We start from the raw sequence: 12,508 nt of genomic DNA on the forward strand, positions 1-12,508 counted from the left end.
CCCGGAATCTGTTCTTCGCTGGCGGCATACTCTGAGCCCTGTCCGCACGGTCTGGGAGAGTCATGACAAGTAGGTTCACCGAGTTGACCGTTGACTGCCACGATCCGGAGATGCTCGCGGCCTTCTGGTGCGAGGTCTTGGACTTCAAGGTGATCGACCGGAGCGAGGGCAAGGTCGAGATCGGCTCCTGGGTGCCGACCGTCGAGGATGTTCGGGCCCGCCAGATGCCGCCCACCCTGCAGTTCATTCAGGTGCCCGAGGGCAAGACCGTGAAGAACCGGCTTCATCTCGACGTCAGCCCGATCGACGGCAGCACCGAGGACGAGGTGACCCGATTGCTCGGCCTCGGCGCCACCACGAAGGATGTAGGCCAGGGCTCGGACCGAAATTGGGTGGTCATGGCAGACCCCGAGGGCAACGAGTTCGACGTCCTGCGCACCCTGGCACCGCAGAACCAGGCCGCGATCGGGCATCCGCTCCCGCGGTCGTAGACCTGGATGACCGCGTCCGCCTGCTCGGTGGTCCCGTACTCGCCCCGAACTGCTTGAACTTCGCCGGCGTTCCCGGGGTGTCGACAATGTCGGAGAGCGGCAGCGTAATTTTGGAGATCACGTGCCCAAGTCGTGGTGGTGGCAGTCCTGGACGCGCGCCCCCACTCGAACCGCTCGCCAGTGCTGTGACCGCATTGGTTCGCCAGGTTGCGTTCAGGTCACCTGTGACTTGCAGCGATAGCTGGCCACTTGCAGCCGTGGAGGGCCACTCCCGAGGCGGCATCGAGCGATGAGTTCCGCTACGAAGAGAGGTCTTCTTGGGCGGGGCTGCTCGTGAGGTGCCGGTAGAGGCGCCGCCCAGTCCTCGGATCGTGGGCACGTACGAACTCGACCAGGCTTGATGACGAGTGAGGAGGCTCCTGCGTGAGCGACATTGTGGTCCAGAAGATCGTCCGGCCTGAGCGTGCAGCATCGGGCTCGTGGCTGGAGGTGATCGCCTCGAATCTCGATTACCACCGGGCGACCTTCTTGTGGAAGTGCGAGGGGCTCTCGGATGAACAACTGCGGCTACGTCCTGTGCGGTCTTCGGCGTTGACCCTGCTGGGGCTCATGCGCCATCTGCAGGGGGTTGAACGTGCCTGGTTCCAGCGGACGTTGGCCGGCACGACGCCTCGCTTCTTTCCCTATCGGACCTACGTCACCGCTGACGGTGGCGAGTGGTACGACGAGTCGGACGCCACGTCGGCCAGGGACGTCTACGAGGACTACCTCAAGGCATGCGAGGAGTCGCGGCAGGTATTCGCGAAGGTGACCGTCGACCTCGCGCGCATCGTGCCGAACCCGGAATTCGGTGACACCGATGTGCGGTTCATCCTTGAGCACGTGATCGAGGAGTACGCCCGCCACGTGGGCCATGCGGATCTCCTCCGCGAGGCCATCGATGGCGTCACCGGCGAGTAGCCGACCGCCGCACCCCACGAAACATGCCCGCGCACAGCATGCGACGGATCGCAGCCGTACTGGCCGGCCACCGGAACTCATGCGCAGTGCATCGGGCTTCGGGCCGGTGGTGAAGCGAATCCGATGGTCGCGACGCAGAGCGTCACGGATTCAGGTCCGACAGAGCCGGACACCGCAGCTCTTCGGGCTACGGCGCGGAGCGTCGGCAGGGCTGATCCCGGCGAAGCCGGGCGGTGCTCGTACCGGCCGGTGCTCTGCTGTCCGATGTACTGCCGGCCCGCCTCCATTGGTCTCACATGAGCATCGGCGAACACCCCGTGCCTGGTCATGAGCGATGGCTGCGCAATCGGTGCGCAGTCCATTGCGCGGCTCTGTGACCTGGACGGTCGGGCTCATGGCTGGGGTCTGGGCGGAGGTGCACGGCGCCCTCCATGGCCGCCTCTGGTGGGGCTGCTGCGCAGACCTGCGGCGGACCGCTCCCCATCAGGAGAGCCCGGACACCCTGAGGACGGCCTGCGTCGTCTCCTCGTCGATCCGCCGGCCGAGTCGCTCCAGGACGTCAGCTCCGTGGCGCAGGGTGCCGCGCTCGGCGGAACGACGTACGCCCGTGTCGAGTTCGTGCCAGATCAGCGGATTGGCGGCAAGGACACGGGGGTCGAGCTCCAGGCGGTGACCGTGGACGTCCCGCAGGACGAGGTGGGAGGCGACGCCCTCGTACTGCGACGCGGTCGCCAGGACGTCGGTGTGGACGACCCGCCGACGCCAGAGGCTCCGGACCGCCAGCCATCCGGGCCCTGCACTCACCCGTGGTGGCAGCAGCACGGCGCACACTGCGGTCGACAGGACGAACCAGAGCAGGGCGCGGAGCGACGTCAGGCTTCCCGCATCCCAGTCGATCAGGAAACTCATCACGCAGAAGGCCAGAGCGCAGCTCGCCGCGAGCCGGGCGCTGCTCCGCCAGTGGCGATCGCCGGCCGAGCCTCCTGATCTGCTCCGTCGCATGTGGCTGACGCTAGGTGCCTCAGCGGCGGTCCGGCGACCGCCTCTGACGGAGTCCTGACGCGTCCCCGCCGATCCTGACGGGACCCTTACGCGTACCGGCCCCGGCCTCCGTGGTGTGTCCTCGGGGAGGAAGCCGGGTGCCGGGTCAGGGCCGGATGCCCAGTGTCATGTCGTACGACGTCTCCGTGCCGCCGCGTAGTCACGTGATACGGGCCTGCGGACCGGTCGCGTCCGCACGCAGGGAGGGTTGGGCGGTGAGGCTGCCGTCGGTGTGTGCCGTCCGGGTGCGTGCCGTAGGGGTCGCCCAGGTCGCCGTATGCGGTGCCGAGGTCGTCCAGGGCTTCGAGGAGCGGCAGGACGAGGGATTCGCCGGCGGGCTCGGGAAGCGGCGGTGTGATCCGGTAGTGGAGGGTGAGGGAGCCGTCCTCGCGTTTGAGCCGGGTGATGGCGAGCTCGTGGCGGCCTTCGAGGATCGGGAGGGTGAGCAGAGGGGGCTTCCCGGACACGGGCGCTCCTTTGTCGGGTGCTTCGCTATGCGCTGAGCCGGTGGTGTGACACCGGACTCCCCGCCGCGTAGTGGACGTATTCGCGGACCAGGCGGAAGCCGGCCGTCCAGGCCAGGAGGCGGCTGGCGCGGTTGTGCACCGAGCAGTTCCAGCCCGGGGTGTGGCCGCGGGAGGTGATGTCCGCGCACAGGGAGGTGACACAGGCCAGGGCGAGGTGATGGCGTCGGCGGTCGGGGACGGTGTACACCGCCACGTCCTCGTAACCGGTGCCACGGAAGTAGGTGCAGGCCACGGCCAGGATGCGGCCGGTGCGGCCCACCGCCGCCCAGGCGTGTCCGGAGGCGGCGAGGCCGGCCGGTCCGCCCCAGCTCGCGGAGAGCCAGGAGGCGTCCGTGCCGAGGGCGTGCAGGGCGCCGGAGTCCGTCGGATTGAGGCGCCGAACGGTCACCGCGTGGTGGACGGCAGCGGGCTGCGGCGGGGTCTGCAGCGTCCAGACCATGCGCTCCCACGGGGTGAGCCGCTCGAAGGCGGCATGCAGGACGGGGAGGAAGCGGGCCGGAGCCTCGACGCGGTGGCGGGCCAGTGGGGCGAGGAGATCGGGCGTGAGGTCCTCGGCACTGCCGCGCAGCACGACGTGTCCGGCGCAGGAGACGGCGACCGTGCGTGGCTGCACGGGCCGGTCGGCCCACCAGCGGCCGATGCCCGTGGCCAGGACGTGCTCGCCGACCGTGGCGGGACCGGGGGAGTTGGTGGGCAACCAGAGTGCGAGCGCCCGTGCGTCCGGCGTCGAGATCTCGATCATCAATACCTCTCGGATGTAGGGGGATGGACAGGAACCGGGCGGGCGACCAGGAGTGCTGCTCCCGGTCGCCCGCCCCATGGCCGCTCGTTCAGCCCTGGTTGGCCTTGCCGCCGTGGTTGGCCTTTTTCCTGCGACGGGCCCTCTTCTTGCGGGCGCGCTTCGACATGTTCGTCAACTCCTCGGTTCGGAAGGGTTTTTCAAGCGGTGCGGCCGACCAGCAGGTCCGCGAGCCTGCTCAGGCGCCGGATCGTGCGGTCCTCCCTCGCGGCCGGTGCCGGCTCCATCCGCGCGTCGCGGTCGTAGTAGGCGCCGTTGACGATCTCGACCGCCGGGTCGCACAGCCGGACCACGTGCGCGGCGCCCTCGGCCGCGGTGACGCCCTCGTGGGCGTAGAGCGGCAGCAGCGCGGTGTCGCACACGCCCGGGTGCACGGATACGGCCGTGACGCGCGGGTCGGCCGTGAACACCGTCAGGGCGAGCTGGGACTGGGCGTAGGCGGCGAGGCGCGAGTAGCGGCGGGCACGGTTGGGGTCGGCCCACTGGATCGACCCCGAGCGGTGCAGGGAGGAGGAGACGTTGACGACGCGGCCGCCCGGGTCGCTGGTCAGCGCCGGTTCCAGCCGGCGGGTCAGCAGGTAGTGGGCGAGGAAGTTGACCTGGAAGGCGATCTCGTTGCCGTCGGCGGTCACGGTGTGCTGTTCGGGGCCCGCCATGCCGGCGTTGTTCACCAGCACGTCGAGATGCGGGTGAGCGGCGATCACCAGGTCGGCAAGGGCCTCGACCTCTTCGAGGCGGCCGAAGTCGGCACAGTAGGTGTCCAGTTGGTCGGCCTTCACGTCGGACGTGGCGATCAGGCGGTCGGCGGCGGCCTGGGTCTCCTCGGCGGTGGGTCCGTGCATCAGCACGGTGGCGCCGAGCTCGGCCAGCTGCCGGGCGGTTTCGTAGCCGATGCCGGACGTGGCGCCGGTGACGAGGACGGTGCGAGACGAAAGGGTGGATTCGGGCATGATCACATCCGGGTGCGGGCACGTCGGCAGCACGCCCCGGCGAGGGGCGGTGGACGTGCGGGGAGGACGATGAAGGAGGGGCGCCGCAACGGATCACGGCGCCCCTCGGTCACGGAAGGCGGCATCGGGGAGACGCAGCGTCCGCGGGGGATGGCATCAGCGGGACGTGATGCCTGCGGGTCGCGTTCGCTTCCGGTCAGCGCGGCGCGCGACGGGACGGCCGAGCGGGACTCGGCGGCCGGTCGAGCAGGAGCCAGGCGCTGTTCACGTCGTCCATGGAAGCCGCCCCGAATCCGCCGGGCAAGCCGAAATCCCCGTTTCTGACGGGGCTCTGACGTCTGCATACGGGGATTTGACGACGCGGCCGGCCAGGCGGGCGCGACGCGGACGGCGGCCGGGCCCCTCCGAGAGACAGATCGTTCGCCGGGATCGTTCTTGCCCGCCTGGATCAGTACGAGGCCGAGGGCTTTCAAGCGCGTGGCTGCCTCCCCGTGCGGAGGGGAACGGCCGACACGCGGACGACTCGGGCGCCCGAGGCCGTCAAGACGTCGTCAAACAAGGCTGAGGAACCATCAGGGGACCGTCAAGGTCCGCAGACGTTGCCTGAGTCCGGTCGCAGACTGATCACCAACGGGGGACGGGCGACCGTCCGTGGTGGTGACGTTGGAGGGACCGTGACTCTCACGGCCGGATCAGCGAAGGGTCCTCGGACCAGGGAAACAGCACCGCCACGGAGTGAAGTGGCCGCCCGCCCCGGGGGCAGCCCCGGACCGCGGGGACGAGGGTATCCGCGGACGGCCGGACCGGGTCCGGGGCTGCGCCCGAGGCGACGGACCGAGGCCGCGCGGGCCGCTCTGCGCCGCCGCTACTGGGCATCCGTGCCCGCGCGACTGCGCCTTCTGCGCGCGGCCGCGGTCCTGCTCGCCGCCGCCCTCGCCGCGCTGGTGCTCGTGGCCGGGCTGGCCATGAACGGCACCTGGAACAGCGTGGCCGACAACGACGCCCCCCGCACCACCAGCGCCGCCGACCTCGACCTGGCCCTGAACGACATGGATGCCCAGGCCGCCAACATCCTGCTGTCGAGCGGTGACGCGGGAGAGGGACGCCTGCGGACGCCGTACACGCAGGCCGTCGGCCACTACGCCGGCGCCCGGCGCGACATCGGACATGACCTGCGGACCCTTTCCGTCGCCGCGCAGGGCAGCACGGCCGACGAGAAGACGGTGGAGTCGCTCACCGATGACTTCGCGGAGTACCAGGAACTGATCGGCCGGGCCCTGGAGAACGACGGCCATCGCGGCGGCAAACCTCCCGCCCTCGCCGACTACCGCCGGGCGACGGACCTGTTGCGCACCCGGCTCCTGCCCGCGGCCCGCACCTTGGTGGCCTCGAACAACTCGAACTTCGACGCCGAATACGCCTCGGCCCGCTCCACTCTCTTCTCGCAGCTCATCGCCGTCCTCGCTGTCGGTCTGCTCCTGCTGGCCGTGCTCGGTGCCCTGCAGTGGTACCTGGCCCGCACCTTCCAGCGCATCCTCAACCCGGGCCTGCTGGCAGCCACGGTGTGCACGCTGCTGGCGGTGATACTCGGCGCGCAGTTGCTGTCCGGGTCCGCCGACCGGCTGCGGGTGGCGCGGCACGACGCCTTCGATTCGGTCGTCGCCCTCGCGCGCGCCCGAGCCATCGCCTACGACGCCAACGCCGACGAGAGCCGATATCTGCTCGACCCGCAGCGCCGCGCGCAGTACGCGGGCTCGTTCCTCGCCAAGTCGCAGGCGCTGTACGGCCTGAAGGGCGCAAGTCTGTCGACGTACGACGCGGAACTGGCCACCAGCTGGCAGGCGTACCGGAGCGACCACCACGATCTGCGCTTCACCGGCGAGTTCCGCCGCGAGCTGGACAACATCACCTTCCCCGGCGAGCGGGCCGCGGCGGAGAGGACCGTGGAGACGTACGCCGTCTACGAGCGGGACGACCGGAAGATTCGCGCGCTGCTCGCGGCCGGCCAGGAACGCCAGGCGGTGGAATTCTGCATGGACTGGCAGCCGGGTACCTCCAACGCGCACTTCGGGGCGTGGACGGCCGCGCTGGACCGAGTGGCGGGCATCAACCGCGCCCACTTCACGTCCTCCGTCGCCGAGGGCCGCTCGGCGGTGCACGACGTGCTTCCGTGGGTGGGCGGGTTGTTGTGCGCGGCGGTGCTTCTGGGCGTGCTGGGGCTGCGTCCACGGCTGGCGGAGTTCCGCTGAGGAACCGTTCCGCGCTGGTCAGACGTCGGCGAGCCGGGCTTCCTCCAGGTCAAGGGAGCGTTGGAGGCGCCTGCGGGTGGTGTCGCTGATGTGGTGCGTGTCGTAGAGGTGCTGGAGTTCCTCCGTCTCCACGGCGATCAGGTCACGGCGGAGCTGGCGGTAGACGAGGTCGGCGGACTCGGCGGCCGTGCCGTCGGTTCCGTGGCCGGCCGCGAGGCGGTCGCGGGTGTCGTCGAGGCGGGCGTTGAGCCCTCTGCGGAGCCGGTCCAGGACGACCTCGGGCACGACCTCCAGTTCCGCGAGTTCCTCCAGGCGGGCGAGGCCGGCGTGGGCGAGCCGGGAGCGGGCCTGGGTCTCCTCCCGGGCGGTGTGGGCCGGCTCCAGGGCGATGCCGGAGGCGCGGACGACCGGAGCGAGGGTGAAGCCCTGGACGACGAGGGTGACGACCACCACCGATGTGGTCAGGACCAGCACCAGCGGGCGGTCGGCGAGCGGTGTGCCGTTCCTCGCGACCTCGGGGATGGACAGGGCGGCTGCCAGTGGCATCACCCCACGGGTGCCCGCCCAGGTCAGGACCATGGGCAGGCGCCAGTTCAGGCGGCCGATCCCACCCTTGCGGTGCACGACCGCCGACAGCGGCGCCAGCCACAGCAGCCGTACGGCGACGAGCGTGGCGGCGACTGCGAGGGCGTACAGCGGCCAGGATTCGTCGCCGTCGGACAGCGCCCGCACCTCCCCCGGGAGAGCCAGCCCGATCAGGCTGAAGACCACGCTCTCCAGGAGGAAGACGACCGTGCCGTACACGGCGTGCAACTGGAGTCGGATACGGGCGTTGGTGAGCCGGTCACCCCTGCCGCCGAGCACCACCCCGGCGACCACGCAGGAGGTCACTCCAGAGGTGTGCGCGACCTCCGCGAGCAGGTAGGCGGCGTAGGGGGTGACCAGGGCGATCACCGTCTCCAGCACCGGGTCCTCGGTGCGGCGCCGGATCAGCGTGATCACTGTGGCCACCGCTGCCCCGATCACCGTGCCGCCGCCCGCGAGCACGAGGAACTTGCCGCCCGCCGCGCTCCAGTCGGCGGCGGCCGAGGCGATGGCGATGCCCGCCGCCACCCGGACCAGCACCAGGGAGGTGGCGTCGTTGAACAGGCTCTCCGCCTGCACGAGGACCTGCACCCGCGGCGGCAGGGCGAGCCTGCGGCCGAGCGCGGTCACCGCGACCGGGTCGGTGCTGGCCAGCACCGCGCCCAGCACACAGGCCATCTGCCAGGACAGCGGTGTGAGCCAGGCGGCCACCGCGGCGACGGCCGCCGCGGAGGCGAGCACCAGCCCTATGGCGAGCACGCCGACCGGTTTCCACACCGCGCGCAGCTCCCGCCAGGGCATGTCCTCGGCACTCGCGTACAGCAGGGGCGGCAGCACGACCAGGCCGATGATCTCGGGGCTGATCTGGATCGGGGGCGTGCCCGGCAGCAGCGCCACCACCAGACCGGCGACCACCAGCAGTGAAGGGGCGGGTATGCGCCAACGGCGCGCGAAGGTGGCGACCATCGTGGCCAGGACCACAAGGGCGAGAACCGTACCGACGCTGCGCATGCCGTCCCCCGGGAATGGGTGAAGGGGATTGCGGAAGCCGCTCCGGCCCCCGGCCGACCAGACTTCCCGGCACACCTGCCGTCACCTTATCGGGTGAGGGCCCCATCAAGGCACTGTCAATGTCTTCGCAGGCGCCGCCAAGGAGTCGCTAACAGCCATGTCGATCGCCCCGCGATGCGGCTTCCTTGAGGGCAGGAACCCCTCTCCACGGAGGGAGTCGGATCAGTGAGCGGAGAGCGTCGACGGCGATGAGTGACGTACGGCCTGGACGGCTGAAGGTCTACCTGGGTGCGGCCCCGGGGGTCGGCAAGACCTATCGGATGCTCGATGAGGGGCGGCGCCGTGCCGCACGCGGGGCGGACGTGGTGGTCGGGTTCGCGGAGTGCCACGGCCGCCGGCACACGGAGGCGATGCTCGACGGTCTGGAGGCCGTCGGCCGTCTGTCCTGCTCGTACCGCGGCGGTGCGTTCGAGGAGATGGACCTGGGCGCGGTCCTCGAACGACGTCCCCAGGTGGCGATCGTGGACGAGTTCGCGCACAGCAATGTCCCCGGGGACGGTCGCAACCCCAAGCGCTGGCAGGACATCGAGATTCTGCTCGACGCCGGCATCGACGTGATCACCGCGCTGAACATCCAGCACCTGGAGTCGCTCAACGACGTGGTGGAGAAGATCACCGGGGTGCCGCAGCACGAGACCGTGCCGGACGAGGTCGTCCGCCGTGCCGCCCAGATCGAGCTGGTGGACATGCCACCCGAGGGGCTGCGACGGCGGATGGCGCACGGCAACATCTACACCGCGGAAAAGATCGACGCCGCCCTCGCCAACTACTTCCGGCCCGGCAACCTCACGGCCCTGCGCCAGCTGGCCCTGCTGTGGACGGCCGACCGGGTCGACGAGGCCCTGCAGGAGTACCGCTCGCAGCACGGCATCGGGCGGGTGTGGGAGACCCGGGAGCGGGTCGTCGTCGCCCTGACCGGCGGCCCGGAGGGCGACACGCTGGTACGGCGGGCCGCCCGGATCGCCGACCGGTCCGCGGGCGGTGATCTGCTCGCCGTGCACGTGGCCCGCAGCGACGCCCTCGCGGCCGGCGTCTCGCACGCCTCGCTGGCCCGGCAGCGACGCCTCGTGGAGGACCTCGGCGGCACCTACCACTCGGTCGTCGGCGACGACGTCGCCACCGCCCTGGTGGACTTCGCCCGCGCCGAGAACGCCACCCAGCTGGTCCTCGGCACCAGCAGACGGGGGCGGCTGGCACGGTTTCTGACCGGGCCCGGCACCGGGGAGACGGTCACCGAGCTGTCCGGCGACATCGACGTGCACCGGGTCACCCATGAGCGGGCCGGGCGTGGCACCCTGCTCCCGTCCCGGCGGCGCACCCTGTCCACTGCCCGGCTCGTCGCCGGTCCCGTGGCCGGACTGGTGCTTCCCGTCCTGCTCACCCTCGCCCTCGCCCAGATGCGGGGCACGCTGAACCTGACCAGTGAGGCCCTGCTGTTCCTGCTCGCGGTGGTGGGCGTGGCCTGCATAGGCGGCGTCGCCTCGGCGGTCATCGCCTCCGTGACAGCGTCCCTGCTGCTCAACTACTGGTTCATCCCGCCCATCGGCGCGTTCACGCTGAGCGACCCGAACGCCCTGGTGGCTCTGGCGGTGTTCGTGGTGGTGGCGGCCGTCGTGGCCGCGGTGGTGGACCGGTCACTGCGGCTGTCGCGCCGCTCAGCCCGCACGACGGCCGAGGCGGAGACCATGTCGTCCCTGGCGGGCAGCATCGTGCGCGGCGAGGCGACCATCCCGGCCCTGCTGGAGCGCACCCGCGAGACCTTCGGCATGGAGTCGGCCGACCTGGTGGACGAGCCGCCCGACAGGCCGGGGGACACGGTCGTTCCCGCCGGGCCCGGCGCCTGGCTCGCGCTGCGCGGTCGCACGCTGTCCTCGTCCGAGCGGCGCGTGCTGGCCGCGTTCGCCGCGCACGTGGGTTCCGCCGTGGAGCGATCCAGGCTGGCCGAGGCGGCCGCCGAGGTGGAGCCGGTGAAGGCCGCAGACCGGCTGCGCACGGCCCTGCTGCGGGCGGTCGGCCACGACCTGCGCACCCCGCTGGCCGCCGGCTGGGCGGCCGTCACCTCACTGCGCAGCCAGGACGTGGCCTTCTCCGAGGAGGACCGCGACGAGCTCCTCGCCACCGCCGACGAATCCATGGCGAAGCTCAACCGCCTGGTGGAGAACCTCCTCGACCTCAGCCGGCTGGAGGCCGGCGTCCTGCCCCTCAGCCTGCGGGCCACCACCTTGGAGGAGGTGCTGCCGATGGCGCTGGCGGACGTGCCGGACGTCGAGGTGGCCGACCTCGAGGCGATTCCGGCGGTGCTGGCCGATCCGCCGCTGCTCGAGCGAGTGATCGCCAATCTTGCGGGGAACGCTGCTCGGCACACGCCACGCGGCCGGAAGGTGCTGGTCACGGCCAGTGCACTGGCGGGCCGGGTGGAGCTGCGGGTGGTGGACCGTGGGCCCGGGCTGCCCGCCGACGGCCGGGAGCGGCTCTTCGAACCCTTCCAGCGGCTCGGCGACACCGACAACACCACGGGACTCGGCCTCGGACTCGCCCTCGCACGGGGCCTGACCGAGGCGATGGACGGCAACCTCAGCCCCGAGGACACCCCGGGCGGCGGCCTGACGATGGTGGTGTCGCTGCCGATTGCGGCACACGCGAGGGAAGCCGCACCGACCGGACAGCGCACACGAAGTACCTGATGAGCGCAGTGCTCGGCACATGGCAGCCGTACGGCGGGTGTGGTCGCGGCACCTGGCCGCCCGGGCACGGTGCTTGCAGGTCTTGACAGTGACGGACACGGCCAACCCCGGCGCGCGTCGACCGCACGGCCGGTCACGTTCGGTCCGCCGACTCGGCCGGCACCGTGGTGGACCGCGGCGGCGGTGGTAGGACTCCGTCAGGGCTCCGGTTCACCTGCGTGGACGTGACGGGGCATCCGGAACTGGAGGGCCTCTCGGTCCGTGAGGCGTTCCGGCAGAGCGAGTGGCGGGTGCTCGCCGCGGGTGCCGTCGATCCCTCGGGGCAGCCCGCGTCCCTGGACACCCTCACCGGTCTGCGGGTGGACCGATCCGGCTTCGACCGGTGTCCGTCGCAGCGCCGGATGCCGCGGGCCGGTGACCGGGTGGTCCTGGTGACCATGCGACGAGGGCTGGACATCGTGCCGACGGGCGTGCAGTCGCATCCGGCGAACCACAGGGGCTGAGTTGTGCTTAGGGCCTTGCGTTTGGACCAGGCCGGCCATGACCGACTTGACCGACCGGCCGACCCGAGCGGGGTGTGGTGCGTGCAGCTGCAAGGCGGAGGAGGGAGTCGACGCGGTGGGGGCACCTCCCGGCCGAAGGCTGGGGGACGTCGGCGACCGACGACAACGGCGCAGATGCGCGGGTGACGGGGAGAGCCGTCAAGATCACATCAGAGTGCGCCGGCCCGGCCGAGGGGACGCCGCAAGGTGCGGTCGGAAGCGGTCGGAATCCAGCTGGACCGGCTGGATCCGCGTGCTTGCCGGATAACCGAGGGTTGCGACGGCCGGCCGACCGGTACGGGCCCAGGAGCGTAAGAGTCCCGTCAAAGGTGCGGTCGTGGCCGTAAGAGGGCCGTCAACGGGTGACCGAAACCGGCCAGGCAGGGGTTCTCCTTTTACACGTCCGTTTCAATCGAACCTCACTCCAGGAGTTCGCGATGGCCGATCTGGCCTTCGTTGTCACCGTGCTCGCGGGTTTCGCGCTGGTGGCCCTTGCCGCCAAGGCGGTGGCGAAGCTGTGACCGCCGAGAACGTCGTCGGCCTGATCGTGGCCGTCGCCCTGTTGGGCTATCTCGTCCTCGCCCTGATCTTCCCGGAGAGGTTCTGAGA

The 12,508-nt window shown here is 70.9% G+C and carries 13 protein-coding genes; 8 read left to right on the forward strand and 5 right to left on the reverse strand.

From position 1 onward, the window contains the following. The first annotated feature begins 62 nt into the window (after positions 1–62). Positions 63–491 (forward strand): VOC family protein, encoded by a 429-nt coding sequence (locus ACZ7OY_RS24820; RefSeq protein ID WP_471913392.1) that lies wholly within the window; start codon positions 63–65, stop codon positions 489–491. 423 nt (positions 492–914) lie between these two features. After that, positions 915–1,451 (forward strand): DinB family protein, encoded by a 537-nt coding sequence (locus ACZ7OY_RS24825; RefSeq protein WP_471913393.1) that lies wholly within the window; start codon positions 915–917, stop codon positions 1,449–1,451. A gap of 483 nt (positions 1,452–1,934) precedes the next feature. Here the strand turns inward: ACZ7OY_RS24825 and ACZ7OY_RS24830 are convergent, their stop codons facing one another. Next, a complete protein-coding gene (locus ACZ7OY_RS24830; RefSeq protein ID WP_471913394.1) occupies positions 1,935–2,453 on the reverse strand; it encodes a hypothetical protein in 519 nt (172 codons plus the stop codon). Positions 2,454–2,620: 167 nt separating this feature from the next. Between ACZ7OY_RS24830 and ACZ7OY_RS24835 the strand changes: the two genes are divergently transcribed. Further along, positions 2,621–2,995: a hypothetical protein gene (locus ACZ7OY_RS24835; protein WP_471913395.1), complete on the forward strand. Its 375-nt coding sequence runs from the start codon at positions 2,621–2,623 to the stop codon at positions 2,993–2,995. On the opposite strand, the gene ACZ7OY_RS24840 is transcribed toward ACZ7OY_RS24835, so the two are convergent. From ACZ7OY_RS24840 to ACZ7OY_RS24850, 3 genes are all read right to left on the reverse strand, one after another. Continuing rightward, positions 2,985–3,761, reverse strand: coding sequence for a GNAT family N-acetyltransferase (locus ACZ7OY_RS24840; protein ID WP_471913396.1), 777 nt, complete (start codon positions 3,759–3,761; stop codon positions 2,985–2,987). The genes ACZ7OY_RS24835 and ACZ7OY_RS24840 overlap by 11 nt on opposite strands. An 88-nt stretch (positions 3,762–3,849) precedes the next feature. Beyond that, positions 3,850–3,927 carry a 50S ribosomal protein bL37 gene (locus tag ACZ7OY_RS24845; protein ID WP_471913475.1) on the reverse strand — a complete coding sequence of 26 codons (78 nt, stop codon included), beginning with the start codon at positions 3,925–3,927 and terminating at the stop codon, positions 3,850–3,852. Between the two features lie 31 nt (positions 3,928–3,958). After that, on the reverse strand, positions 3,959–4,768 hold the full coding sequence (locus tag ACZ7OY_RS24850) for an SDR family NAD(P)-dependent oxidoreductase (protein WP_471913397.1): 810 nt from the start codon (positions 4,766–4,768) through the stop codon (positions 3,959–3,961). 878 nt (positions 4,769–5,646) lie between these two features. Between ACZ7OY_RS24850 and ACZ7OY_RS24855 the strand changes: the two genes are divergently transcribed. Beyond that, positions 5,647–7,017 (forward strand): hypothetical protein, encoded by a 1,371-nt coding sequence (locus ACZ7OY_RS24855; protein ID WP_471913398.1) that lies wholly within the window; start codon positions 5,647–5,649, stop codon positions 7,015–7,017. Between the two features lie 18 nt (positions 7,018–7,035). Here ACZ7OY_RS24855 and ACZ7OY_RS24860 read toward each other — a convergent pair whose 3' ends face one another. After that, on the reverse strand, positions 7,036–8,613 hold the full coding sequence (locus ACZ7OY_RS24860) for a Na+/H+ antiporter (RefSeq protein WP_471913399.1): 1,578 nt from the start codon (positions 8,611–8,613) through the stop codon (positions 7,036–7,038). 248 nt (positions 8,614–8,861) lie between these two features. On the opposite strand from ACZ7OY_RS24860, the gene ACZ7OY_RS24865 reads away from it, so the two are divergent. The 4 genes from ACZ7OY_RS24865 (at position 8,862) to kdpF (ending at position 12,506) form a co-directional block, all read left to right on the forward strand. Continuing rightward, entirely contained in the window at positions 8,862–11,357 is a 2,496-nt protein-coding gene (locus ACZ7OY_RS24865; RefSeq protein ID WP_471913400.1) for an ATP-binding protein, read from the forward strand. Positions 11,358–11,581: 224 nt separating this feature from the next. Further along, the gene (locus tag ACZ7OY_RS24870) at positions 11,582–11,860 is read left to right on the forward strand and encodes a hypothetical protein (RefSeq protein ID WP_471913401.1); all 279 of its coding nucleotides are present in this window, start codon (positions 11,582–11,584) and stop codon (positions 11,858–11,860) included. A gap of 401 nt (positions 11,861–12,261) precedes the next feature. Continuing rightward, positions 12,262–12,420, forward strand: coding sequence for a hypothetical protein (locus ACZ7OY_RS24875; RefSeq protein ID WP_471913402.1), 159 nt, complete (start codon positions 12,262–12,264; stop codon positions 12,418–12,420). Then, positions 12,417–12,506, forward strand: coding sequence for a K(+)-transporting ATPase subunit F (gene kdpF, locus ACZ7OY_RS24880; RefSeq protein WP_018566520.1), 90 nt, complete (start codon positions 12,417–12,419; stop codon positions 12,504–12,506). The genes ACZ7OY_RS24875 and kdpF overlap by 4 nt, the downstream gene beginning before the upstream one ends. The last annotated feature ends 2 nt before the right edge of the window (positions 12,507–12,508 follow it).

This window comes from Streptomyces sp. NPDC107559 (assembly GCF_055657365.1).

What these genes read in the sequence shown, in the direction of transcription:
- ACZ7OY_RS24850 (WP_471913397.1), bottom strand. Translation starts at nt 4,768, where the DNA reads ATGCCCGAATCCACCCTTTCGTCTCGCACCGTCCTCGTCACCGGCGCC.
- ACZ7OY_RS24830 (WP_471913394.1), bottom strand. Translation starts at nt 2,453, where the DNA reads ATGCGACGGAGCAGATCAGGAGGCTCGGCCGGCGATCGCCACTGGCGG.
- ACZ7OY_RS24860 (WP_471913399.1), bottom strand. Translation starts at nt 8,613, where the DNA reads ATGCGCAGCGTCGGTACGGTTCTCGCCCTTGTGGTCCTGGCCACGATG.
- ACZ7OY_RS24865 (WP_471913400.1), top strand. Translation starts at nt 8,862, where the DNA reads ATGAGTGACGTACGGCCTGGACGGCTGAAGGTCTACCTGGGTGCGGCC.
- ACZ7OY_RS24840 (WP_471913396.1), bottom strand. Translation starts at nt 3,761, where the DNA reads ATGATCGAGATCTCGACGCCGGACGCACGGGCGCTCGCACTCTGGTTG.
- ACZ7OY_RS24835 (WP_471913395.1), top strand. Translation starts at nt 2,621, where the DNA reads ATGTCGTACGACGTCTCCGTGCCGCCGCGTAGTCACGTGATACGGGCC.
- ACZ7OY_RS24820 (WP_471913392.1), top strand. Translation starts at nt 63, where the DNA reads ATGACAAGTAGGTTCACCGAGTTGACCGTTGACTGCCACGATCCGGAG.
- ACZ7OY_RS24845 (WP_471913475.1), bottom strand. Translation starts at nt 3,927, where the DNA reads ATGTCGAAGCGCGCCCGCAAGAAGAGGGCCCGTCGCAGGAAAAAGGCC.